This window comes from Sphingobium aquiterrae, assembly GCF_037154135.1.
GTDB classification, from domain to species: Bacteria; Pseudomonadota; Alphaproteobacteria; order Sphingomonadales; family Sphingomonadaceae; genus Sphingobium; species Sphingobium aquiterrae.
Genome location: NZ_JBANFL010000001.1, coordinates 374006 through 397121, shown reverse-complemented (window position 1 = coordinate 397121; position 23116 = coordinate 374006). Strand labels below are relative to the sequence as shown.

Sequence of the window (23116 nt, the reverse complement as noted above, 5' to 3'; positions counted from 1 at the left end):
GCCGCTGCTTGCCCTTAACGCATGCGGCCCTTGAGCTTCGCCTTCTTGATAAGATCGCCATATTGATGGGCGAGCAGGTGGCTCTGAATCTGCGTTACCGTGTCGACCGTTACGTTGACCACGATCAACAAGCTAGTCCCACCAAGGTAGAAGGGAATTCCAGCCCGGGCGATGGCATATTCCGGCACCAGACAGATGATGGCGAGATAGGCCGCGCCGATCACGGTGATGCGCGTCAGCACATAATCCAGATAATGTTCGGTGTTCTTGCCCGGACGGATGCCGGGAATGAAGCCGCCATTGCGCTTGAGGTTATCCGCCGTCTCTTCCGGGTTGAAGACAACCGCGGTGTAGAAGAAGCAGAAGAACACGATGCCCAGGCCATAAAGCCCCATATAGACCGGGCTGCCATGCGAGAGATACTGGTTGAGCGACAGGATGAAGTCGCCCCACTTGCTCTCGCCCTGCACGGCCTTGCCCGCGAATTGCGAGATGGTGAGCGGCATCAGCAGCAGCGAGCTGGCGAAGATCGGCGGGATGACGCCCGCGGTGTTGACCTTCAGCGGCAGATGGCTGCGGTCCGCCTGCATGATGCCCTGGCGCGTCTGGCGTTTGGGATATTGGATGAGCACGCGGCGCTGGGCCCGCTCCATGAAGCAGATGAAAAAGATGAGGCCAAGGGCCAGCGCCATCACGCCGAAGATCAGCAGGCCGGAAATCGCGCCGGTGCTGCCCGATTTGAACAGGTTGCTCAGCGTCACCGGCAGCTGAGCGACGATGCCCGCCATGATGATGAGCGAGACGCCGTTGCCGATCCCGCGCGAGGTGATCTGTTCGCCGATCCACATCAGGAACATCGTGCCGCCGACCATGGAGACGACCGCCGTCACGCGGAACAGCATGCCCGGGTCGACGACCGCCTGCATGCCGGCCGAGGCCCCGAAATTCTCAAGGCCGGTCGCGATGAAATAGGCCTGCACAGCGGCCAGGCCGACCGTGCCGTAGCGGGTATACTGGTTCAGCTTCTTGCGGCCGCTTTCGCCTTCCTTCTTGATCGCCGCCAGCGTGGGCGAGAGGGAGGCGGCCAGCTGCACCACGATCGATGCGGTGATATAGGGCATGACGCCCAGCGCGATCAGGCTCATGCGCTGGAGCGAGCCGCCCGAGAAGGTGTTGAAGATGTCGAGGATGCCGCCCTGCGTCTGCTTGTAGAGCTGCGAGAGCACCGTCGGATCGACGCCCGGCAGCGGCACGAAGCTGAGGAAGCGGAACACGATCAGCGCGCCGATGGTGAACCACAGGCGCTTCTTGAGGTCAGTCGCCTGACTGAACTTGGCGAAGTTGATGCTGGAGGCCAGCTGGTCGGCTCTCGATGCCATTACCTTACCTTCAAAAACGCGTGGACGCACAGGAGCGTCGCTTCAAACCGAATCCCCTTAACGAGGGACGGCATGTGTGTCACGGCCTATGCGATGCCCTCGATCACGCCATTATGGCGCGGCGGCCAAAGCGGCGCGCGACCGGCAGACACGGACGACCCCGCCGGCCCATATCGGGCAGCGGGGTCGACGTTACAAGCGGTGCGAAAGGCTCAGCCCTTCTTCGCAGCCTTGGCAGAGCCCTTCTTGGCGGCGGCCTTGTCCGCGGCGGAGACGGTTTCGATCACCGAAACGCTGCCACCAGCCTTTTCGACCGCCTCGATCGCGCCCTTCGATGCGCCGGCGACAGTGAAGCTGACCTTCGCGGTCAGTTCGCCCTTGCCGAGCAGGCGCACGCCGTCCTTGCCACCGCGCGAGATACCGGCGGCACGCAGCGCTGCCTGATCGACCGCAGCGCTGGCGTCCAGCTTGCCGGCGTCGATCGCCTTCTGCACCATGCCCAGGTTCACTTCGGCATAGTCCTTGGCGAAGATGTTGTTGAAGCCGCGCTTCGGCAAACGCATGTGGAGCGGCATCTGGCCACCCTCGAAGCCGTTGATGGCGACGCCCGAGCGTGCCTTGGCACCCTTCTGGCCGCGGCCGGCGGTCTTGCCCTTGCCCGAACCGATGCCGCGTCCCACGCGCATGCGGCCCTTGCGGCTGCCTTCATTGTCCCGGAGTTCGTTGATCTTCATGATAATGCACTCGCTTTCGCTTTTGTCGCGCTGTTCCCGAGGGAACCGATGAGGAAGCGCCGATAGCGCCTCATTACAAAAAACAAAAGAGGGGTTTCCCCCTCTTTCGCCTTTATGTCTTCCGGTCAGGGGGCGTTAACCCTCCACGACCTCCACCATGTGGGGCAGCTTCTTGATCATGCCACGGATTTCCGGGCTGTCCTCAAGCTCCACCACGCGGTGCATCTTGCCAAGGCCCAGGCCGATCAGAATCTTCTTCTGGTCGGCAGGGCGGCGGATCGGCGAACCGATCTGCTTAATCTTGATCTTCGCCATGTCTGTTACTCCGCAATCGCTTCGGCGTCGGCCGCAGCGACCTCGGCAGAGGCACCACCACGACGGAGCAGGTCAGCAACCTTTTTGCCGCGACGCTGCGCAACCGACTTGGGGCTGGTCTGTTCGCCAAGCGCCTCGAAGGTCGCACGGATCATGTTGTAGGGGTTGGACGTCCCGTTGGACTTGGTCACGACGTCCGCAACGCCCAGGCTCTCGAAGACGGCGCGCATCGGGCCGCCCGCGATGATGCCCGTACCGGCCGGAGCCGAACGCACAGTCACCTTGCCGGCACCGAAATGGCCCAGGCCATCATGGTGCAGGGTGCGGCCTTCCTTCAGCGGCACGCGGACCATCGCCTTCTTGGCAGCGGCGGTCGCCTTGCTGATCGCCTCGGGCACTTCGCGAGCCTTGCCATGGCCGAAGCCCGCACGACCCTTGCCGTCGCCGACCACGACGAGCGCTGCGAAGCCGAAGCGCTTGCCGCCCTTCACGGTCTTGGAAACGCGGTTGATGTGGACGAGCTTCTCGATCAGCTCTTCGCCGCCGTCCTCGTCACGGTTGCCGCCGCGGCGGTCGTCGCGACGGCCACGGCCGCCACGCTCGCCACGGTTGCGGTCGCCGCCGCCGCCCCGGCCGCGACGCGGACCACGGTTCTCGGTCTGGACCTCGGCGACAGCCTCTACGGGTGCGCCGGCTTCGATGGTGTTTTCGTCAGCCATGCTCAGAACTCCAGCCCGCCTTCACGGGCGGCATCGGCCAGCGCCTTGACGCGGCCATGGAAAAGAAAGCCTCCGCGGTCGAAAACGACCTTGGTGACGCCGGCCTTGGTGGCGGCTTCCGCCACGCGCTTGCCAACGTCAGCCGCAGCTGCCGAGGTAGCGCCGGTCTTGCCACGCACGTCCTTGTCCAGGGTCGAAGCTGCCGCAACGGTCTTGCCGGCGACGTCGTCGATGACCTGGGCATAGATATGCCGGCCCGAACGATGGATGGACAAGCGGGGCTTGTCGCCCGAGCGTGCCTTGAGGGCGGTACGGACGCGACGACGGCGCCGTTCGAAGAGAGAGAGTTTCGCCATGGCTTACTTCTTCTTTCCTTCCTTGCGGAAGATAAACTCGCCGTCATACTTGATGCCCTTGCCCTTATAGGGCTCCGGCTTCCTCCAGCGACGGATCTCGGCGGCCACCTGGCCGACCTTCTGCTTGTCGATGCCGGTGATCTCGACCGTGGTGTTATCCGGGGTCTTGATCTCGATGCCCTCGGGCACCGCGTAATCGACGTCGTGGCTGTAGCCCAGCTGCAGCTTCAGGGTCTTGCCCTGCGCATTCGCACGATAGCCGACGCCGGTGATGAGCAGCTTCTTGGAGAAGCCCTCGGTCACGCCCGTCACCAGGTTCTGCACCAGGGTCCGCTGCATGCCCCAGAAGGCGCGTGCCTGCTTGGTGCCGTTGGCCGGCTGAACGGAAATGCCGTCGCCTTCCACCGTGTAGCTGATCTCGTCGCGCATCTGCAGGGCCAGCGAGCCCTTGGGGCCCTTGACCGAAAGCTGCCCGCCTTCGATGGTCGCCGTCACCCCAGCGGGGATCGCGACCGGTTTCTTACCGATGCGGCTCATCAGAACACCTCCGCCAGCACTTCGCCGCCGACATTCTGCTCACGCGCTTCCGCGTCGGACAGAACACCCTTGGGCGTCGATACGATGGTGATGCCAAGGCCGTTGCGCACCACCGGCAGCTCCTTGGAGCCCGAATAGACGCGGCGGCCCGGCTTGGACACGCGGGCGACATGCTTGATCGCCGGCTGGCCCTCGAAATATTTCAGCTCGATGCGCAGGCCGGGGTGCTTGCCGAGGGTCTCCTCGGAATAACCACGGATATAGCCTTCGCGCTGGAGCACGTCGAGCACGCGGGCGCGCAGCTTGGACGCGGGGGAAACCACGCTGTCCTTGCGGGCCTGCTGGCCGTTGCGGATGCGGGTGAGCATATCACCCAGGGGATCGGTCAATGCCATGAGATGATATCCTTACCAGCTCGACTTGGTGACGCCGGGGATCAGGCCCTTGTTGGCCAGATCGCGCAGCTGAATACGGCAGAGCCGGAACTTGCGGTAATAAGCGCGGGGACGGCCAGTCACCTCGCAGCGGTTCCGAATGCGGGTCGGATTACCGTTGCGGGGAATTTCGGCCATCTTCAGGCGCGCCATCAGGCGGTCCGTGTCGTCAGCCGATTTGTCGGCGGCAATCGCCTTCAGCTTCGCATATTGGCCGGCATATTTCTTCACCAGCTTCTTGCGACGCTCATTCTTGTTGATGGAACTCAGTTTCGCCATGACTTAAGTTCTCTTCCTTAGCTTAGCGTTGGGGAGAGAAGCGGGGCCCTGTTTCAGGCCGCCTGCTTCTCTTCTTCCTGCGGGAACGGGAAACCGAACAGGCGCAGCAGCTCGCGCGCCTCGTCGTCCGTCTTCGCAGTGGTGGTCACGATGATGTCCATGCCGCGCACCTTGTCGATGCGGTCATAGTTGATCTCGGGGAAGATGATCTGCTCCTTGATGCCGAAGGCATAGTTGCCACGGCCGTCGAAGCTCTTCGGGTTGAGACCACGGAAGTCGCGCACGCGCGGCAGGGCGATGTTCACCAGACGGTCGAGGAATTCGTACATGCGCTCGCGGCGAAGCGTGACCTTCGCACCGATGGGCATGCCTTCACGCAGCTTGAACTGCGCGATCGACTTCTTCGCCTTGGTGATCACGGCCTTCTGGCCTGCGATCAACGCCATTTCCTCGGCCGCCGAAGTGACCTTCTTCTTGTCCTGCGTCGCTTCGCCCACGCCCATGTTGAGCGTGATCTTGTCGATCTTGGGGACTTCCATGACGTTCCTGTAACCGAATTTCTCGGTCATCGCCTTGGCGATCTCGGCGTCATAGAGCGCCTTCGAGCGCGGGATATATTTGTCAGCCATTACAGCGTCTCCCCGGACTTCACGGCCACGCGGACCTTCTTGCCGTCCTTCTCCTCGAAGCGGACGCGGGTCGGCTTGCCGTCCTTGTCGGCGACCGCCACGTTGGAGATGTGCAGCGGCGCGGGCTTGCGATCGATGCCGCCCTGCGGGTTCGCCTGGTCGGGCTTGCGGTGGCGGGCATGCACGTTGATGCCTTCAACGAGGACCTTGTCCTCCTTGGGGAACATCTGCAGCACGGTGCCGGTGCGGCCCTTGTCCTTGCCGGCGAGCACGACGACCTTGTCGCCCTTCTTGATCCTTGCAGCGCTCATTACAGCACCTCGGGCGCAAGAGAGATGATCTTCATGTGCTTCTTGGCGCGCAGCTCGCGCACCACGGGGCCAAAGATACGGGTGCCGATCGGCTCCTCGTTCTTGTTGACCAGCACGGCGGCATTGCCGTCGAAGCGGATGACGCTGCCGTCGGGACGACGCACGTCCTTGGCGGTGCGCACGATGACGGCACGATGCACGTCACCCTTCTTCACGCGGCCGCGGGGCGTGGCTTCCTTGACGGAGACGACGATGATGTCGCCCACGCCAGCGAAGCGACGCTTCGACCCGCCCAGCACCTTGATGCACTGGACGCGCTTGGCGCCGCTGTTGTCGGCGACGTCAAGATTTGACTGCATCTGGATCATTGATCCGGTTCCTTCTCAATTGGCTTGCCGGAATATTCCGGTAGTTCCGAAACTGATGTCTTCGCCCTGGGGCCGCTTAGGCGGCGACTTCCGGCGACTTGTGCGTGTCCACCCGCTCGATGACCTTCCAGGTCTTGAGCTTGGAAACCGGTGCGGTCTCCTCGATGCGGACGGTCTCGCCCTCATGATAGGCATTCGCCTCGTCATGAGCGTGATACTTCTTCGAACGGCGGATGATCTTGCCGTAGAGCGGGTGCTTCACCTTGCGCTCTACGCGGACCACCACCGTCTTGTCACCCTTGTCGGAAACAACCGTTCCCGTCAGCACGCGCTTGGGCATGGTATTTCCTTCCTTACTTCGCCGCGCGGGCGCGTTCGCCCTGCAGCGTTTTGATCTGGGCGATCGAGCGGCGCACTTCGCGAACCCGGCTCGGCTTTTCGAGCTGGTTGGTCGCAGCCTGGAAGCGCAGGTTGAACTGCTCGCGCTTCAGGTTGGACAGTTCGGTCGACAGTTCGTCGTCGCTCTTCGTCTTGATGTCGGCAATCTTCGCCATCGCCTTACGCTCCCAGATGCGAGGTGTCGCCCAGACGGGCAACGACCTTGGTCTTGATGGGCAGCTTCATCGCCGCACGCTCGAAAGCGACAGCAGCGAGCGGACCCGGAACACCGTCCAGCTCGAACAGGATGCGGCCGGGCTTCACGCGCGCCGCCCAATATTCGACCGAACCCTTGCCCTTGCCCTGACGGACTTCAGCGGGCTTCTTCGACACCGGCACGTCGGGGAACACGCGAATCCACAAGCGGCCCTGACGGCGGATGTGGCGGGTGATCGCGCGGCGGGCCGCTTCGATCTGACGCGCGGTAAGCCGGTCGGGCTCCATCGCCTTGAGGCCATAGGAGCCGAAATTCAGGTCGGTGCCACCCTTGGCATCGCCCTTGATCCGGCCCTTGAAGGCCTTGCGATACTTCATCTTCTTCGGTTGCAGCATGACGCTATACCTTATTCAAATCAGCGCGCCGGGCGCACGCCGGAGGTCTGAGCCTCCAGCATGAGCCGGTCGGTAGCCATCGGGTCGTGACCCAGGATCTCGCCCTTGAAGATCCAGACCTTGACGCCGCACACGCCATAGGCGGTGTGCGCCTCGGCTTCGGCATAGTCCACGTTACCGCGCAGCGTGTGCAGCGGCACGCGACCTTCGCGATACCATTCGACGCGGGCGATCTCGGCGCCGCCAAGACGGCCGCCGCAGGTGATCTTGATGCCCTCGGCGCCAAGACGCAGGGCCGACTGCACCGCGCGCTTCATCGCACGGCGGAAGGCCACGCGGCGCTCGAGCTGATCGGCAACGCCCTGGGCAACCAGCTTGCTGTCGATTTCCGGCTTGCGGATCTCGACGATGTTCAGGCTCACATCCGAAGAGGTGAACTCGCCCAGCTTGCGGCGCAGCTTTTCGATGTCCGCACCCTTCTTGCCGATGATGACACCGGGACGGGCAGCGTAGATCGACACGCGGCACAGCTTGGCCGGACGCTCGATGACGACCTTGGAGATCGCGGCCTGCGGCAGCGCCTTCATGACGTACTTGCGGATCTTGATGTCTTCCATCAGCAGACGGCCGTAGTCCTGGCCTTCCGCGAACCAGCGGCTGTCCCAGGTACGGTTGATCTGAAGACGCAGACCGATCGGATTGCTCTTGTGACCCATGTTCTTACGCCTCCGCTTCCGCAGCTTCACGAACGACGATGCGCACGCGGCTGAAGGGCTTCAGGATCCGGGTCGACTTGCCACGGCCGCGGGTGTGGAAGCGCTTCATGGTGATGCTCTTGCCCACCGATGCTTCCGCCACGACGAGCGCGTCGACGTCCAGATTGTGGTTGTTCTCTGCATTCGCGACGGCCGAAGCCAGCACCTTGCGCACGTCGACGGCCATCGCCTTCTTCGAGAAAGCGAGGATGTTCATCGCGTCCTCGACCTTGCGACCACGGATCAGCGTGGCGACCAGGTTCAGCTTCTGCGCCGAACCACGGATCGAGGTGCCGACGGCCAGCGCCTCATTGTCGGCGACCCGACGGGGAGACTTTTCCTTGCCCATTACCGCTTGCCCTTCTTGTCGGCGGCGTGACCGGGGAAGTAGCGCGTGGGCGCGAACTCGCCGAGCTTATGGCCGACCATATCCTCGTTCACCGACACGGGAACGTGCTTGCGGCCGTTATAGACGCTGAACGTCAGGCCGACGAACTGGGGCAGGATGGTGGAGCGGCGCGACCAAGTCTTGATCGGCGCACGGCCACCGGCGTCCTGCGCCGCTTCTGCCTTCTTCAGAAGGCTGAGGTCCACGAAAGGACCTTTCCAGACGGAACGAGCCATCGCGGATTACCTCTTCTTCTTGGCGTGACGCGAACGGATGATCATCTTGTCCGTCGCCTTGTTGTGGCGGGTGCGCGCACCCTTGGTCGGCTTGCCCCAAGGCGTGACCGGATGACGGCCGCCCGAGGTCCGGCCTTCACCACCGCCATGCGGGTGATCGACCGGGTTCTTCGCGACACCGCGGGTCAGCGGGCGCTTGCCCAGCCAGCGGTTACGGCCGGCCTTGGCAAGATTAGTGTTGGCGTTGTCGGGGTTCGACACGGCGCCAACGGTGCCCATGCATTCCGCACGGATATAACGCTGCTCGCCCGAGTTCAGGCGCACCATCACCATGCCACGGTCACGACCGACCAGCTGGGCATAGGTGCCGGCGGAACGGGCCAGCTGGCCGCCCTTGCCCGGCTTCATCTCCACATTGTGGATGATGGTGCCGACCGGCATCTGGCCCAGTTCCATGGCGTTGCCCGGCTTCACGTCGGTCTTCTTGCCGGCGACGATCTTGTCACCGGGCGCAAGGCGCTGCGGTGCCAGGATATACGCCTGCTCGCCATCGGGATAGCTGACCAGCGCGATGAACGCCGTGCGGTTGGGGTCATACTCCAGACGCTCGACCGTCGCTTCCACGTCCCACTTGCGACGCTTGAAGTCGATGATGCGATACTTCTGCTTGTGACCGCCGGCGATGCCGCGCGAGGTCACATGACCCTTGTTGTTACGGCCACCGGTCTTGCGCTTGCCTTCGGTCAGCGCCTTGACCGGCTTGCCCTTGTGCAGGGCAGAACGGTCGACGAGAATAAGGCCGCGGCGTGCGGGGCTCGTCGGATTATAATGCTTGAGTGCCATTATCCTGTCTCGCCTCAGATGCCGGTGGTGACGTCGATCGACTGGCCTTCGGCCAGCGTCACAATCGCCTTCTTGAAATCCGACCGCGTGTAGGGCTTGCCCTTCCAGCGCTTCACCTTGCCCTTCTGGACGATGGTGTTGACCGCTTTCACGGTCACGCCGAACAGCGCCTCGACGGCAGCCTTGATTTCCGGCTTGGTCGCGTCGTTCGCCACCTTGAAGACGACGGCGTTGTTCTCGGAGAGCAACGTCGCCTTCTCGGTGATGTGCGGGGCGACAACCACGTCGTAATGACGGTTGTCGATGCTCGTGGCTGGCTTCTTAGCCATTGAACCGTGCCTCCAGCTTCTCGACCGCAGCGCGGGTCAGGACCAGCGTGTCAGCCTTCAGGATGTCGTAGACGTTCGCGCCGACAGCCGGCAGCAGGTCCACACCGATGAGGTTGGCCGAAGCCTTGGCGAAGCTGATGTTGACGGCGTCGCCATCAATGAACAGCGCCTTGCCCAGGTTCAGCTTGGCGAGATGCGCGACCAGCTCCTTGGTCTTGCCGTCCTTAACGTCAAGATTGTCGAGCACGGTCAGCGCGCCGCCCTTGGCCTTCGCCGAGAGCGCCATCTTGAGGCCCAGCGCACGCACCTTCTTGTTGAGGTCGTGACCAAAGGTGCGGGCGCGGGCGCCATGCGCCTTACCACCACCAATGAAGATCGGCGCTGCACGATCACCGTGACGAGCCGTACCGCCGCCCTTCTGGCGACCGAACTTCTTGCCGGTGCGGGCAACATCGCTGCGCTCGCGGGTCGCACGTGCCGGGGCACGGCGCTTTTCGAGCTGCCAGGTGACGACGCGGTGAAGAATGTCGGTGCGCGGCTCGATGCCGAACACGGCGTCGTTCAGCTCGACGTCACCAGACGCCTGCGCGTCGAGGGTCTGTACCTTGACCTTCATGGTTTAGCCCTCCTGGCCTTCGGTCGCTTCGATCGCCACCGGCTCTTCAGCCGGGGTATCGGCAGCGGCGCTGTCGTTGCTGTTGGCGGCCGCCTTGAGGCTGGCCGGATAGGGCACTTCCGCCGGGCGGGGCACCTTGACGGCGTCGCTGACGGTCAGCCAGGTGCCCTTGGCACCCGGAACGCTGCCCTTGACGAACAACAGACCGCGCTCGACGTCCGTGCGGACGATCTCGAGATTCTGCTGGGTCCGCTCACGGTCGCCCATGTGGCCGGCCATCTTCTTGTTCTTGAAGACGCGGCCCGGGTCCTGGCGGTTACCGGTCGAACCATGCGCACGGTGGCTGATGGACACGCCGTGGGTGGCGCGCATACCGCCGAAGCCCCAGCGCTTCATCGCACCGGCAAAACCCTTGCCCTGCGTGTGGCCGGCAACGTCGACCAGCTGGCCGGCGATGAAATGATCGGCGGCGATTTCCGCCCCGACGTCCAGCAGCGCATCTTCGGCAACGCGGAATTCCACCAGACGCGCCTTGGGCTCCACTTCCGCCTTGGCGAAGTGGCCGCGCTGCGGCTTGGCGACATTCTTGGCCTTGGCAACGCCGGCGCCGAGCTGGACGGCCACATAGCCATCACGATCGACTTCCTTGCGAGCCACGACCTGGTTGCCCTCGAGCGCGAGGACGGTGACGGGGACATGACGTCCATCGTCCTGAAACAGGCGGGTCATCCCGACCTTCTTTGCGATCACGCCAGTGCGCATGATCCTTACTCCCAATAGAGGCCCCGTTCCGCGCCGGGAAAAATTCCCTTTGCCGTCGGGGGCGTATCCAACGAAAAAACCCCTCGGGAAAATCCCTCGGGGCCAACCCAATGTGTGATCACCCCGTCCGGGTTGGATGCCCTTCAAGATTGAAGAGCGACGGGGGACCAGGACCACAGATTTCTGTGCGGTATCCCTTGTCTCTTGCCACCATCCCCGCCTGCGCGGGGACTGCGGCATATTGGCTTAGGCCAATTTGATCTCGACGTTCACGCCGGCAGCCAGATCCAGCTTCATCAGCGCGTCGACCGTCTGCGGCGTCGGCTGCACAATGTCAAGCATGCGCTTGTAGGTGCGGACCTCGAACTGCTCCCGCGACTTCTTGTCGACGTGCGGGCCGCGGTTCACGGTGAACTTCTCGATACGCGTAGGCAGCGGAATGGGGCCGCGAATGAGCGCGCCGGTGCGGCGGGCGGTATCTGCGATGTCGCCGGTCGCCTGATCGAGCACGCGGTGATCAAAGGCTTTAAGGCGAATGCGGATGTTCTGCGTTTCCATGTCCAACTTACCGATGCGAAAGAGCTAAAAACAAAACCGCCTCTTGTGACCCTCTAGCTCTAGCAAGCCGGCGAGGGGCGGTCCGAGGCGGTGAAAAACAGGGCCGCGCGAATCACCCGATTCGCGCGGCTCGCTGCCTATATTACTTCGTGATCGTGCCGACAACCCCTGCGCCGACGGTACGACCGCCTTCACGGATTGCGAAGCGAAGACCAGCGTCCATCGCGATCGGCGCGATGAGCTTCACGCCCAGCTTCACATTGTCGCCCGGCATCACCATCTCGGTGCCCTCGGGGAGAACGACCTCACCGGTGACGTCGGTGGTGCGGAAGTAGAACTGCGGACGATAGTTGGCGAAGAACGGCGTGTGACGGCCACCTTCGTCCTTCGACAGCACATACACTTCTGCGTCGAACTCGGTGTGCGGCGTAACCGAACCCGGCTTCGCGAGCACCTGGCCACGCTCAACGTCTTCACGGCCAACGCCGCGCACCAGCGCGCCGATGTTGTCGCCCGCACGACCTTCGTCGAGCAGCTTGCGGAACATTTCAACGCCCGTGACGGTGGTCTTGCGGGTGTCCTTGATGCCGACGATCTCGACTTCCTCGCCAACCTTGACGATGCCGGTCTCGACGCGGCCGGTCACAACCGTACCACGACCCGAGATCGAGAACACGTCTTCGATCGGCATCAGGAAGGGCTTGTCGACCGGGCGCTCGGGCTGCGGAATCCAGCTGTCGACGGCGGCCATCAGCGCCAGAACGGCGTCATGACCAAGCTCGGGACGCTCGTCCTTGAGGGCCATGACGGCCGAACCGGGGATGATGGGGATGTTGTCGCCGTCGAAGTCGTAGGACGACAGCAGCTCGCGGATTTCCAGCTCGACCAACTCGAGGATCTCGGCGTCGTCAACCAGGTCGACCTTGTTCATGAACACGACGAGCTGGGGAACGCCGACCTGCTTGGCGAGCAGGATGTGCTCGCGGGTCTGCGGCATCGGGCCGTCGGTGGCGGACACGACCAGGATCGCGCCGTCCATCTGGGCGGCACCGGTGATCATGTTCTTCACATAGTCGGCGTGACCCGGGCAGTCGACATGCGCATAGTGGCGGGCTTCGGTCTCATACTCGACGTGCGCGGTCGAGATGGTGATGCCGCGCTCGCGCTCTTCGGGCGCCTTGTCGATGTTGTCGTAGCTGGTGAACGTGGCGCCACCAGTTTCGGCCAGCACCTTGGTGATCGCTGCGGTCAGCGAGGTCTTGCCATGGTCGACGTGACCGATGGTGCCGATGTTGCAGTGCGGCTTCGTCCGCTCAAACTTAGCTTTCGCCATTTCTCTCTACCTTCTAGTCCAAATAGCTTGGGTCTGACCGCCAAGGCCGCGCCTCCGCGAAGGCGCGTCCATAGCAGCAAATTTGCATAATGAAAGTCCTAACCGACCCACCGGAGCGGGCCGGTTCAGGATTTTCAGGCCATCTTGGCCTTCACCTCGTCGGCAACGTTCTGCGGCACTTCGTCATAGTGCGAGAACTGCATGCTGTACTGCGCGCGGCCCTGGGTGAACGAGCGGAGCTGGTTCACATAACCGAACATGTTGGCCAGCGGCACCATCGCCTCGACCACCTGGGCGTTGCCCCGGCTGTCGGTGCCCTGAATCTGGCCGCGACGGCTGTTCATGTCGCCGATGACGTCGCCCAGATAATCCTCCGGGGTGACGACCTCGACCTTCATGATCGGCTCGAGCAGCTTGATGCCCGACTTCTGGGCCGCTTCGCGCATCGCGCCGCGGGCACAGATTTCGAACGCCAGCGCCGACGAGTCGACGTCATGATAGGCGCCGTCGGTCAGGTGGACTTCGAAGTCGATGATCGGGAAGCCGATCAGCGAACCCGATTCGGCGGTCTCGCGCATGCCCTTCTCGACCGAGGGGATATATTCCTTGGGAATATTGCCGCCCTTGATCTCGTCGAAGAACTGGAAGCCCGAGCCACGCTCGCCGGGGATGACGGTCAGCTTGACGCGACCGAACTGGCCCGAACCGCCCGACTGCTTCTTGTGGGTATAGTCGATGTCGACCTTCTTCGCGAGATATTCGCGATAGGCGACCTGCGGCGCGCCGACATTCGCCTCGACCTTGAACTCGCGCTTCATGCGGTCGACAAGGATTTCGAGGTGAAGCTCGCCCATGCCCTTGATGATCGTCTGGCCGCTTTCGGCGTCGGACGACACGCGGAAGGACGGATCTTCGCGGGCGAGACGGTTGAGCGCGATGCCCATCTTTTCTTGGTCGGCCTTGGTCTTGGGTTCCACCGACAGCTCGATGACGGGCTCGGGGAATTCCATGCGCTCAAGGATGATCGGCGCGTTGGAGGCGCACAGCGTGTCGCCCGTGGTGGTTTCCTTCAGGCCCGCCAGCGCAACGATGTCGCCCGCGAACGCTTCCTGGATGTCCTCACGGCTGTTCGCATGCATCAGCAGCATGCGGCCGACCTTCTCCTTCTTGTCCTTCACCGAGTTGGTGACGGACGAGGCGGCTTCCAGCTTGCCCGAATAGATGCGGGCGAAGGTCAGCGTACCGACAAAGGGGTCGTTCATGATCTTGAACGCAAGCGCGCTGAACGGCGCGTCGTCGGCCGGCGGACGGGTGTCCGGGGTGACGCCGTCAAGCTTGAGACCCTGAACGTCGGGAATGTCGAGCGGCGAAGGCAGATAGTCCACGACCGCGTCGAGCAGGGGCTGGACGCCCTTGTTCTTGAACGCGGAACCGCACAGCACCGGCACGAACGAGAAGTTCAGCGTACCCTTGCGGATCAGCGCCTTGAGCTGGGCCGTGGTCGGCTCATTGCCTTCCAGATAGGCTTCCATCAGGTCGTCGTCCTGCTCGACAGCCATCTCGATCAGTTCCGAGCGGGCGGTGGCGGCAGCGTCCTTCAGGTCGTCGGGAATCTCGCCATAGGAGAACTCGGCGCCCAGCGCTTCGTTCTTCCAGATGATCGAACGATCATGGACGAGGTCGACCAGGCCGATGAAATCGCCCTCGATGCCGATGGGCAGATACAGCACGGCGGGACGCGCACCCAGGCGGTCCTTGATCATGCTGACGCAACGCTCGAAGCTGGCGCCGGTGCGGTCCAGCTTGTTGACGAAGCACATGCGGGGCACGTGATATTTCTCGGCCTGGCGCCACACGGTTTCGGACTGCGGCTCAACGCCGGCAACACCGTCGAAGCACGCGACCGCGCCATCGAGCACGCGCAGCGAACGCTCGACTTCGATGGTGAAGTCGACGTGCCCGGGGGTGTCGATGATGTTGATCCGGTGATCGTCCCAGAAACAGGTCGTGGCGGCCGACGTGATCGTGATGCCGCGCTCCTGCTCCTGCTCCATCCAGTCCATCGTGGCGGCGCCGTCATGGACTTCGCCGATCTTGTAGGACTTGCCGGTGTAGTAAAGGATACGCTCGGTCGTGGTCGTCTTGCCGGCGTCGATGTGCGCCATGATGCCGATATTGCGATATTTCTCGAGCGGATGGCTGCGGGCCATGGTCGTTACTCCGTTGCCGTCATGCGGCGGTCAAACCTGAGGACTGAATTCTCATGTCCGTTCGGGCCGAACTTGTCGAAGCCCTGCTTTTTTTCTTCCGGGGAAGAAACGCAGCCATTGGGCTTCGCCCGCCCTTCGGGTCAACAAGCTCAGGGCGAACGGTATTCGGGAGGGAGGACCGATTCCGGCCCTCGCCTCCCTATATGGTATTTACCAGCGGTAATGCGAGAAGGCGCGGTTGGCTTCCGCCATCCGGTGCGTGTCTTCACGCTTCTTCACTGCGTTGCCGCGGTTGTTGGCAGCGTCCAGCAGCTCGCCGGAAAGGCGGGCGGCCATGGTGGTCTCGCTGCGGTTGCGCGCGGCGGTGATCAGCCAGCGGATGGCCAGCGCCTGGGCACGCTCGGGGCGCACTTCGACGGGGACCTGGTAGGTCGCACCACCGACGCGGCGGCTGCGGACCTCGATACCGGGCTTCACATTGTTGAGCGCGTCATGGAACATCGCGACCGGGTCCTTCTTGGACTTGGTCTCGACGGTTTCGAGCGCACCGTAGACGATGGACTCGGCGACGGCCTTCTTGCCGTCCTCCATGATGCTGTTCATGAACTTGGACAGAACCTGATCACCGAATTTGGGATCGGGCAGGATGACCCGCTTTTCGGGGCGACGACGACGTGACATGCTATTTGTCTCCCCTTATTTCGGACGCTTGGCGCCGTACTTCGAACGGCTCTGCTTGCGATCCTTGACGCCCTGGGTATCCAGAACGCCGCGAAGTACGTGGTAACGCACGCCGGGAAGATCGCGGACGCGGCCGCCACGGATCAGAACAACGGAGTGCTCCTGCAGGTTGTGGCCTTCACCCGGAATATAGGTGATGACTTCGCGCTGGTTGACCAGGCGAACCTTGGCCACTTTACGGAGCGCCGAGTTCGGCTTCTTCGGGGTCGTCGTATAGACGCGGGTGCAAACGCCGCGCTTCTGCGGGTTCGCCTCCATCGCAGGGACCTTTGACTTGGCCTTCTGCGGTTCGCGGCCCTTGCGGACCAGCTGGTTGATCGTTGGCATGAAGCCCTTCACCTTTTTCAGTTACTTTGACAGCTACTCATCCGCGTCACTGCCGTTCGTTCCAACGGCAATGGCCCCGGAGGTCGCGAAAGACCCCTGGAGCCGCATGAGCACCGGCAATGTTCAGCTCTGCTTTGACCGACGGATGATCCGGGAAAACGAGTCCCCGGTCCGGTCGCCGATCAGCCGCGCGCTATAGCGATGGCCCGACAGCCGGTCAAGCGGCGCGATTTTCCCGCCCCCGCCGGGCCGATCGCTCGGGAACCGCGCCGCCCCTGCGCCGTTATTCTCCGAAAGGGAAAGGCCAGGCGGCGACCGCGGCGGATATCGCGGCCCGGCATGGGACAATGGAGGATGCCATGAGGAATCCTTATCCACAATCCGACCGGCTCGTGCCCAGACAGGTGCCGAAGATATGCCGGGGGCTGAAGCTGGCGGGCCTGCTCTCGCTTGGCCTATGGGCGGCCATCGCGCTGGTCGTGGCGGTTTCGACTCGACTCTTCTGAACGCGCGCAGGCGACATTTTGATTTACGTTTTTTTGACGATACGCCGGAACCAACAGGCGATCTGATCGTTTCGTCGCGCCCCTTGTTCGACTCGCCCCGAGTCCGCGGAGTCCGATTCGCGCGCCGCGCGTTCCTTTGTTAGCGCCCCGACTCAAGACAACCATAAATCGGGCTCGCAGGTGCTTCATAAAATTGGAACGGCGATGGCCGGCCTCAGGACCGGTGCCGTCGCCTTGTTTGCGGAACGGGAAATCTTCCTGCGGAGCGAAGGGCGCGTGCGCTTCATCCGCATCGGTGCCCGGACCCAGATCATCGCGGCTGCGCTGGTGACGACACTGCTGGTCGGTTCGGCCGGCGCGACAGCCGCGATGCTGCTCGGCAAGGCGGACATCGCCGCCCAGCAGGCCGCCCTCGCCCGGCAGGGCGCCGCCATCGCGGGCAAGGCGCGGCGCGTGAACGCCTATGGCGCTTCGGTCGACGATATCGCGCAGGACCTGAAATCCCGCCAGGATTTCCTGGAAGAATTGTACAAGAGCAACTTCGGGTCGCAACCGGATGCTCAAGCGGTGGTGGGGCGACCCGCCGCCGGAACGCAGGACGGCGCGAAGCAATCCGATGGCACATCCAAGAAAATCAGCGCCATCGGCCCCGAAGCACGCGGCCTGCTCACCGTCGAGCAGCGCCAGCTTCGCTTCGCCCGCCTGCTCAAGACCGCCGTCGCGCACCGGACGCAGGACGCAGAGGCCGCCATCCGCAGCTTCGGCCTCAACCCCAGCCAGATCGCGCGGCGCAGCGGGGCACGGGGCAGCGCGGCTCAGGGCGGCCCCTTCATTCCCTGGAATGGCGACCGCGACGCGCTGACCGAGGAGTTCACCCAGCTGGCCAGCGCCATCAGCCGCCTCAACGCGCTTGAAAACGGGCTGGTCGCCATTCCTTCGGGCAAGCCGACCGCCACGCCGATGCTGTCCAGCTCCTATGGCTATCGCCGCGATCCGTTCAACGGCGCGGCGGCCTTCCATGCCGGGCTCGATTTTCCCGGCGCCTACGGCCAGCCGATCCTCGCGGCCGCCGGCGGCCGGGTCAGCTATGTCGGCCAGCGCCAGGGCTATGGCAATGTCGTGGAGGTCGATCATGGCAACGGCCTGATGACCCGGTACGCCCATCTCTCCCGCTTCACCACCCGCATCGGCCAGACGGTCGCGCGCGGCGACCAGATCGCGCGCATGGGCTCCACCGGCCGCTCGACGGGCACCCATCTCCATTTCGAAGTGCGCATGAACGGCGCACCCATCAATCCCCGCCGCTTCCTGGAGGCCGACCGCGATGTTCTCGAAGCCCAGAAAATCGCCAAGCAGCGCTTCGCCGAAATCGGCAACCGGGGCTAGGCACACACCCTTCTCGCTGATCGGCGGCGATGTGTCCGTGACGGGCGACATCGCTGCCTCCGTGGACCTGCATATCGACGGCATGGTGGAAGGCGACATCGCCTGCGCCGCGCTGGTGCAGGGGCCGGACAGCAGGATCGTCGGCCATGTCACCGCCAGGAGCGCCCGCCTCGCCGGCCTGATCGACGGGTCGATCGAGGCCGAGGAGCTGGTGGTGGAAGCAACGGCGAGGATCACCGGAGATGTGCGCTACGAACGCATCACCATCGCCGCCGGTGGCCGGATCGACGGCCGCTTCACCCACAAGGGCAGCGCACCCGCCGGCGAGTTGAAGCTCATCACCAATGAAAGCGCGGCCTGAGCCAGCGCAGGTTGGGATTGGAACCTCCAGCCCAATCCGTCATTCCCGCGCAGGCGGGAACCCATCTCCAAACCGTTGTTCCTGATACTTCTTACCGGAAAATGGATTCCCGCCTGCGCGGGAATGACAACCTGCGGATGGAAGGTGTTTCAGTGAGACGGCACTGGCCCAAAGGTCAGTCCTAAGCCGTCAGCGCCTCGACCAATGCCTTGACCTTCTTCTGCCGCCATTGCGGCAAGGGCGCGATCAGCCAGTAGCCGCGCGTGGCGTCGCAGCCGTCGCCGACCTGCCGCACCCGCCCATCGGCCAAGTCGCGCGCGGCCAGCAGCACCGGCACGCATGCCTGGCCAAAGCCGTTCGCCGCCGCCTCGATCGCCAGGCCGCCATCGGCCACGCGCATGATCACGGGCAGTTCGCCCGTCGGGCAGCCCGGCCATTCGATCCGCGCCTGCGGCCCGCCGCTCGCCGCCTCGACCGTCACGAAATGCGCCTCGCCCACGCGCACGCCTTCATGTTCGCCGGGGCCATCGGTCAGGCGCAGGGCGATGTCGAGATTGGCCTCGGTGAAGTCCAGCGCCTCGTCCGCCGCGATCAGCGAGAAATGCAGGTCGGGCTTGTCCTTCGCATAGTCGGCAAGGCGCGGCTGCAGCCAGCGCGCGGAAATGTCGCGCGGCGCGGCGATGGTCAGCGACAGGCTGGATTGCCCCGCCTGCATCGCCCGCACCGCTTCCTCGAACTGCAGGAAGCCGGACCGCAGCGCGTCCAGCCCCGCCTCGGTCTCCGGCGTCAGTTCCAGCCCCCTGGGCGTGCGGCGGAAGAGCACCACGCCCAGCATGTCCTCCAGCGCGCGAATCTGTTGCCCCACGGCCGCCGGCGTCACCGCCAGTTCGTCCGCCGCGCGGGTGAAGCTCAGGTGGCGCGCGGCGGCATCCAGCACGCGCAGGCCGTTGAGCGGCAAATGGGTCCGCTTCATTCGGCCACCGCCGGCGCGATCAGCGCGAAACGGGGAATGGCGACCTCGAACGTGCGGCCATCGCTCGCCAGCATATGATAGCTTCCCTCCATGGCACCGGTCGGCGTGGCCAGCGGACATCCCGACACATAATCATAGGATTTGCCGGGCTGCACCACCGGCTGTTCGCCGACGACGCCCTCGCCCTCGACCTTGTGCTGCGCGCCCCGGCCATCGGTGATCAGCCAGCGCCGGGTCAAAAGCTGCGCCGGCTGATCGCCATGATTTTCGATGCGGATATGATAGGCCCAGAACCAGCGCCCCCGGTCCGGCTCCGATTGCTCGGGCAGAAAACTCACGGCGACCCGCACGGTGATGTCGCGCGTGGTCGCGGCCAGGGGGAAAAACGCGTTCACCCTCTCCGCATGCGCCTAGAGACCGATTCCAGTCAATGCCCGATCCAGATCCTCGATCAGGTCCTGCGGGTCTTCCAGCCCGACATTGAGGCGCAGCATGTCCTCGGTGATGCCCACTTCCAGCCGCGCGGCCTCCGCCATGCCATAATGGGTGGTCGAGGACGGGTGCGTCATCAGCGAGCGCGAGTCGCCGATATTGTTGCTGATGTCGATCAGGTTCAGGCCGTTGAGCAGCCCATGCGCCTCCTTGCGCCCACCGCCCACATGGATGGCGAAGATCGGCCCGGCGGCCTTCATCTGCTTCATCGCCAGGGCGTGCTGCGGATGGCTGGGCAGGCCCGGATACAGCACCTTGGCCACGCGGCCTTCCAGGAACTGCGCCACCTTCAGCGCATTCTCGCTCTGCCGCTGCACGCGCAGGTCCAGCGTCTCCAGCCCCTTGAGCACCACCCAGGCGTTGAAGGCGGACAGCGTCGGCCCGGTGTTGCGGTGGAAGGGCAGCAGCGTGTTGATGATCCAGTCCTCGGTGCCGCAGATCGCGCCGGCCAGCACCCTTCCCTGCCCGTCCATCATCTTGGTCGCGCTATAGGCGACGACATCGGCGCCGAAGTCCATCGGCCGCTGCAGCGCGGGCGAGGCAAAGGCATTGTCGACCACGCTGGTGATGCCATGGTCGCGCGCGATGCCGCACACCGCTTCCAGGTCGACGATATCCATCGTCGGGTTCGCCGGGGTCTCGAAGAAGAAGACCTTGGTGTTCGGGCGGATCGCCGCCTTCCATGCGTCGATATCGGGGGCGTGGATCGTCGTCGTCTCGATGCCGAATTTGGGCAGCAGCGTGTCGGTCAGCCAGCGGCACGATCCGAACGCCGCCTTGGCCGCGACGACATGGTCGCCCTGCTGCAGCTGGCACAGCAGCGCGGCGGTCATCGCCGCCATGCCGGTCGCCGTCGCGCGGCAGGCTTCGGCGCCTTCCAGCAGGGCGATGCGCTGTTCCAGCATCTCGACCGTCGGGTTCTGCAGGCGCGAATAGGTCATGCCCTGCTGCTCGCCGGCAAAGCGCGCCGCCGCGTCTTCCGCCCGCTCATAGCTGTAGCCGGATGTCAGGAAGAGCGCTTCCGACGTCTCGCCCCATTCAGACCGCGCCGTGCCGCCACGCACGGCCAGCGTTGCCGGGCGCCAGTTGGCGGTGATGCTGCGGTCCTGCCCTGAATGTCTTTTCATGATGCCTTTGCCCGTCGTTCCTGTGCCTGCAATGCCGGCGGACGAACGTCCGGGGTGCCCCCGGCCAGAATCTCCGCCGCCTGTGTCATGTCGCAATTACCGCCAGACAGGATCACCGCAACCTTCTTGCCGGCCATGACGTGCTTTTCCTGAAGCAGAGCCGCCAGCGCGACCGCGCCCGCGCCCTCCGCCAGGTTGTGCGTATCCTGCCAGTAGATGCGGATCGCCTCCGCCACCTCGTCGTCGTCCACCGCCACGAAGCGGTCCGCCCGCGACCCGTAATAGTCGAGCGCCGCCTGGACCGGCGTACACACCGCAACGCCATCGGCAAAGGTATAGGCGGTGGGGCTGGGCAGCAGCCGGCCCGCCTCGAACGATCGCTTCGCCGCGTCGACATGGGCGGAAACGACGCCGACCACCTTCGTCTTCAACCCCAGCGCGTCGCGCGCGGCGATCGTGCCGCACAGGCCCGATCCGCAGCCGACGGGCACATAGACGGTGTCGAGATCGGGCACCGCGTCGAACAATTCCAGCCCATAGCTCGCCACGCCGCGTACCAGCTGGTCATGATAGGCCGGCACCATGAACAGGCCATATTGCTGCGCCCGCGCCATGGCCTCCGCCTTGGCGCTGTCGAAATCATGGCCATGCTCGATCAGTTCCGCGCCGAATGCGCGCATCGCGGCGTTCTTTTCCAGCGCATTGCCATGCGGCACGACGATGGTGGCGGAAAGCCCCGCGGCCGTCGCCGCGCGCACCTGCGCCTGCCCATGATTGCCGCGCGTCGCGGTGATGATGCCCGTCACCTCCGGATGGGTGCGCCGCAGCCAGTCGATATAGGTGATCGCCCCACGCACCTTGAAGGCGCCGGTGGGCGTGTGATTCTCATGCTTCACCCACACCTCGCAGCCCGCGCGGCGGGCAAGCAGCGGCCAGGCATATTGCGGCGTCGGCGGCACTTGCGCATGCACCATCTGCGCGGCCTGCCGCAGCGAAGCGAGAGAGAAGTCGTCCATCCTGTTCCTGACTTGGGGGCGATCCTATGCCAGCGCGGCCAGCACGGCGTCGCCCATCTGCGCGGTGGTCATCGAGCCGCCAAGGTCGGGTCCGCGCGCACCGGCCTCAAGCGCCCCGGCAACGGCCGCTTCGATACGGTCCGCAGCCTCGGGAAGCCCAAGCGAATAACGCAGCATCATCGCCGCCGACAGGACCGTTGCCAAAGGATTGGCCTTGCCCTGCCCGGCGATGTCCGGGGCGCTGCCGTGGATCGGCTCATACAGCCCCTTGCCGTTCGCATCGAGCGAGGCAGAGGCCAGCATGCCGATGGAGCCCACGCACATGCTCGCCTGATCGGACAGGATGTCGCCGAACAGGTTGCCGGTCACGATCACGTCGAACTGGCCGGGGTTGCGCACCAGCTGCATCGCGGCGTTGTCGACATACATATGGGTCAGCGCGACGTCGGGATAGTCCTTCGAAACCTCGATCACTACGTCGCGCCACAGCTGCGAGGTTTCGAGCACATTGGCCTTGTCGACGGAGCACAGCTTGCCGCGCCGCGCCTGCGCCGCCTTGAACGCGCTATGGGCGATCCGGCGCACCTCGGCCTCATTATAGGACATGACGTCATAGCCCTCGCGCAGGCCGGTGGCGGTCGTGCGCATGCCCTTTTCACCGAAATAGACGTCGCCATTCAGCTCGCGCACGATCAGCAGGTCGATGGCGGAGGCGACCTCGGGTCGCAGCGCCGACGCATCGGCAAGGCAGGGAAAGACCTTGGCCGGGCGCAGGTTGGAGAAGAGCACCAGCTCCTTGCGCAGGCCCAATATCGCCTGTTCCGGGCGCAGATGACGTTCCAGATTGTCGCAATCGGGATCGCCCACCGCACCGAACAGGATGGCGTCGGCACGCCGGGCAATATCCAGCGTCTCGGGCGGCAGCGGATGCCCCTTCGCCTTGTAGGCGACGCCCCCGACCAGTGCTTCCTCATAGGTGAGGCCATCGATGCGAAGGGCGTCGAGCACGCGGCGCGCCTGCGCAATCACTTCGGGACCGATCCCGTCACCGGGCAGCAGCGCAACCAGCATGTGTCTTTTCCTCGCAAAGCTCTGGGCAGAATATA

Annotated in this window: 34 protein-coding genes; 3 read left to right on the top strand and 31 right to left on the bottom strand. The window is 64.2% G+C overall.

Annotated elements, in window-relative coordinates:
- Nucleotides 1-14: 14 nt before the first annotated feature.
- The 26 genes from secY to rpsL all read right to left on the bottom strand — a co-directional run bounded on the left by secY (nt 15) and on the right by rpsL (nt 16149).
- Nucleotides 15-1379, bottom strand: coding sequence for a preprotein translocase subunit SecY (gene secY, locus WFP78_RS01825; RefSeq protein ID WP_336958049.1), 1365 nt, complete (start codon nt 1377-1379; stop codon nt 15-17).
- Nucleotides 1380-1591: 212 nt separating this feature from the next.
- Entirely contained in the window at nt 1592-2113 is a 522-nt protein-coding gene (gene rplO, locus WFP78_RS01820; protein WP_336958048.1) for a 50S ribosomal protein L15, read from the bottom strand.
- A 135-nt stretch (nt 2114-2248) separates the two neighbouring features.
- On the bottom strand, nt 2249-2428 hold the full coding sequence (gene rpmD / locus WFP78_RS01815) for a 50S ribosomal protein L30 (RefSeq protein WP_336958047.1): 180 nt from the start codon (nt 2426-2428) through the stop codon (nt 2249-2251).
- Nucleotides 2429-2433: 5 nt separating this feature from the next.
- A complete protein-coding gene (gene rpsE / locus WFP78_RS01810; protein WP_336958046.1) occupies nt 2434-3147 on the bottom strand; it encodes a 30S ribosomal protein S5 in 714 nt (237 codons plus the stop codon).
- Nucleotides 3148-3149: 2 nt separating this feature from the next.
- On the bottom strand, nt 3150-3503 hold the full coding sequence (gene rplR, locus WFP78_RS01805; RefSeq protein ID WP_336958045.1) for a 50S ribosomal protein L18: 354 nt from the start codon (nt 3501-3503) through the stop codon (nt 3150-3152).
- Nucleotides 3504-3506: 3 nt separating this feature from the next.
- Nucleotides 3507-4040: a 50S ribosomal protein L6 gene (rplF, locus tag WFP78_RS01800; protein ID WP_336958044.1), complete on the bottom strand. Its 534-nt coding sequence runs from the start codon at nt 4038-4040 to the stop codon at nt 3507-3509.
- Nucleotides 4040-4435 carry a 30S ribosomal protein S8 gene (gene rpsH, locus WFP78_RS01795; protein WP_336958043.1) on the bottom strand — a complete coding sequence of 132 codons (396 nt, stop codon included), beginning with the start codon at nt 4433-4435 and terminating at the stop codon, nt 4040-4042. The genes rplF and rpsH overlap by 1 nt, the downstream gene beginning before the upstream one ends.
- A 12-nt stretch (nt 4436-4447) precedes the next feature.
- Nucleotides 4448-4753 carry a 30S ribosomal protein S14 gene (gene rpsN, locus WFP78_RS01790; protein WP_336958042.1) on the bottom strand — a complete coding sequence of 102 codons (306 nt, stop codon included), beginning with the start codon at nt 4751-4753 and terminating at the stop codon, nt 4448-4450.
- A gap of 53 nt (nt 4754-4806) precedes the next feature.
- Nucleotides 4807-5382, bottom strand: coding sequence for a 50S ribosomal protein L5 (gene rplE, locus WFP78_RS01785; protein WP_336958041.1), 576 nt, complete (start codon nt 5380-5382; stop codon nt 4807-4809).
- Entirely contained in the window at nt 5382-5693 is a 312-nt protein-coding gene (rplX, locus tag WFP78_RS01780; RefSeq protein WP_336958040.1) for a 50S ribosomal protein L24, read from the bottom strand. The genes rplE and rplX overlap by 1 nt, the downstream gene beginning before the upstream one ends.
- Nucleotides 5693-6061, bottom strand: coding sequence for a 50S ribosomal protein L14 (rplN, locus tag WFP78_RS01775; RefSeq protein ID WP_275485306.1), 369 nt, complete (start codon nt 6059-6061; stop codon nt 5693-5695). The genes rplX and rplN overlap by 1 nt, the downstream gene beginning before the upstream one ends.
- A gap of 76 nt (nt 6062-6137) precedes the next feature.
- On the bottom strand, nt 6138-6401 hold the full coding sequence (gene rpsQ / locus WFP78_RS01770; protein ID WP_336958039.1) for a 30S ribosomal protein S17: 264 nt from the start codon (nt 6399-6401) through the stop codon (nt 6138-6140).
- 13 nt (nt 6402-6414) lie between these two features.
- Complete coding sequence (gene rpmC / locus WFP78_RS01765) at nt 6415-6615, bottom strand: 50S ribosomal protein L29 (protein WP_336958038.1); 201 nt, start codon at nt 6613-6615, stop codon at nt 6415-6417.
- 4 nt (nt 6616-6619) lie between these two features.
- On the bottom strand, nt 6620-7051 hold the full coding sequence (rplP, locus tag WFP78_RS01760) for a 50S ribosomal protein L16 (RefSeq protein WP_336958037.1): 432 nt from the start codon (nt 7049-7051) through the stop codon (nt 6620-6622).
- 20 nt (nt 7052-7071) lie between these two features.
- Entirely contained in the window at nt 7072-7767 is a 696-nt protein-coding gene (gene rpsC, locus WFP78_RS01755; protein ID WP_336958036.1) for a 30S ribosomal protein S3, read from the bottom strand.
- A 4-nt stretch (nt 7768-7771) separates the two neighbouring features.
- Nucleotides 7772-8155, bottom strand: a complete 384-nt coding sequence (rplV, locus tag WFP78_RS01750) for a 50S ribosomal protein L22 (RefSeq protein WP_336958035.1) — start codon at nt 8153-8155, stop codon at nt 7772-7774.
- Nucleotides 8155-8430, bottom strand: coding sequence for a 30S ribosomal protein S19 (gene rpsS, locus WFP78_RS01745; RefSeq protein WP_336958034.1), 276 nt, complete (start codon nt 8428-8430; stop codon nt 8155-8157). The genes rplV and rpsS overlap by 1 nt, the downstream gene beginning before the upstream one ends.
- A gap of 6 nt (nt 8431-8436) precedes the next feature.
- On the bottom strand, nt 8437-9273 hold the full coding sequence (gene rplB, locus WFP78_RS01740) for a 50S ribosomal protein L2 (protein ID WP_336958033.1): 837 nt from the start codon (nt 9271-9273) through the stop codon (nt 8437-8439).
- A 14-nt stretch (nt 9274-9287) separates the two neighbouring features.
- The gene (locus WFP78_RS01735; RefSeq protein ID WP_275485314.1) at nt 9288-9602 is read right to left on the bottom strand and encodes a 50S ribosomal protein L23; all 315 of its coding nucleotides are present in this window, start codon (nt 9600-9602) and stop codon (nt 9288-9290) included.
- The gene (gene rplD, locus WFP78_RS01730; RefSeq protein WP_336958032.1) at nt 9595-10218 is read right to left on the bottom strand and encodes a 50S ribosomal protein L4; all 624 of its coding nucleotides are present in this window, start codon (nt 10216-10218) and stop codon (nt 9595-9597) included. The genes WFP78_RS01735 and rplD overlap by 8 nt, the downstream gene beginning before the upstream one ends.
- 3 nt (nt 10219-10221) lie before the next feature.
- Nucleotides 10222-10980, bottom strand: coding sequence for a 50S ribosomal protein L3 (gene rplC / locus WFP78_RS01725; RefSeq protein WP_336958031.1), 759 nt, complete (start codon nt 10978-10980; stop codon nt 10222-10224).
- Between the two features lie 246 nt (nt 10981-11226).
- Complete coding sequence (rpsJ, locus tag WFP78_RS01720; protein WP_129403764.1) at nt 11227-11538, bottom strand: 30S ribosomal protein S10; 312 nt, start codon at nt 11536-11538, stop codon at nt 11227-11229.
- A 142-nt stretch (nt 11539-11680) separates the two neighbouring features.
- Nucleotides 11681-12871 (bottom strand): elongation factor Tu, encoded by a 1191-nt coding sequence (gene tuf, locus WFP78_RS01715; RefSeq protein ID WP_336958030.1) that lies wholly within the window; start codon nt 12869-12871, stop codon nt 11681-11683.
- A 134-nt stretch (nt 12872-13005) separates the two neighbouring features.
- On the bottom strand, nt 13006-15081 hold the full coding sequence (gene fusA, locus WFP78_RS01710) for an elongation factor G (RefSeq protein WP_336958029.1): 2076 nt from the start codon (nt 15079-15081) through the stop codon (nt 13006-13008).
- Nucleotides 15082-15291: 210 nt separating this feature from the next.
- Entirely contained in the window at nt 15292-15762 is a 471-nt protein-coding gene (gene rpsG, locus WFP78_RS01705; protein WP_275485319.1) for a 30S ribosomal protein S7, read from the bottom strand.
- A 15-nt stretch (nt 15763-15777) separates the two neighbouring features.
- Nucleotides 15778-16149 (bottom strand): 30S ribosomal protein S12, encoded by a 372-nt coding sequence (rpsL, locus tag WFP78_RS01700; RefSeq protein ID WP_253339994.1) that lies wholly within the window; start codon nt 16147-16149, stop codon nt 15778-15780.
- A gap of 359 nt (nt 16150-16508) precedes the next feature.
- On the opposite strand from rpsL, the gene WFP78_RS01695 reads away from it, so the two are divergent.
- The 3 genes from WFP78_RS01695 (at nt 16509) to WFP78_RS01685 (ending at nt 18402) form a co-directional block, all read left to right on the top strand.
- Nucleotides 16509-16655, top strand: coding sequence for a hypothetical protein (locus WFP78_RS01695; RefSeq protein WP_336958028.1), 147 nt, complete (start codon nt 16509-16511; stop codon nt 16653-16655).
- 204 nt (nt 16656-16859) lie between these two features.
- Nucleotides 16860-18041 (top strand): M23 family metallopeptidase, encoded by a 1182-nt coding sequence (locus tag WFP78_RS01690; protein WP_336958027.1) that lies wholly within the window; start codon nt 16860-16862, stop codon nt 18039-18041.
- Entirely contained in the window at nt 17980-18402 is a 423-nt protein-coding gene (locus WFP78_RS01685; RefSeq protein WP_336958026.1) for a bactofilin family protein, read from the top strand. Before WFP78_RS01690 ends, WFP78_RS01685 begins: the two co-directional genes overlap by 62 nt.
- 181 nt (nt 18403-18583) lie before the next feature.
- Here WFP78_RS01685 and WFP78_RS01680 read toward each other — a convergent pair whose 3' ends face one another.
- From WFP78_RS01680 to leuB, 5 genes are read right to left on the bottom strand one after another with little or no spacing between them, the layout of a single operon-like run.
- Nucleotides 18584-19375, bottom strand: a complete 792-nt coding sequence (locus tag WFP78_RS01680) for a LysR family transcriptional regulator (RefSeq protein ID WP_336958025.1) — start codon at nt 19373-19375, stop codon at nt 18584-18586.
- A complete protein-coding gene (gene apaG / locus WFP78_RS01675) occupies nt 19372-19770 on the bottom strand; it encodes a Co2+/Mg2+ efflux protein ApaG (protein WP_336958024.1) in 399 nt (132 codons plus the stop codon). The genes WFP78_RS01680 and apaG overlap by 4 nt, the downstream gene beginning before the upstream one ends.
- 15 nt (nt 19771-19785) lie before the next feature.
- A complete protein-coding gene (locus WFP78_RS01670; RefSeq protein WP_336958023.1) occupies nt 19786-20994 on the bottom strand; it encodes a trans-sulfuration enzyme family protein in 1209 nt (402 codons plus the stop codon).
- Nucleotides 20991-22010, bottom strand: a complete 1020-nt coding sequence (locus WFP78_RS01665) for a threonine dehydratase (RefSeq protein WP_336958022.1) — start codon at nt 22008-22010, stop codon at nt 20991-20993. Before WFP78_RS01665 ends, WFP78_RS01670 begins: the two co-directional genes overlap by 4 nt.
- 24 nt (nt 22011-22034) lie before the next feature.
- Nucleotides 22035-23081, bottom strand: coding sequence for a 3-isopropylmalate dehydrogenase (gene leuB / locus WFP78_RS01660; protein WP_336958021.1), 1047 nt, complete (start codon nt 23079-23081; stop codon nt 22035-22037).
- Nucleotides 23082-23116: the final 35 nt, after the last annotated feature.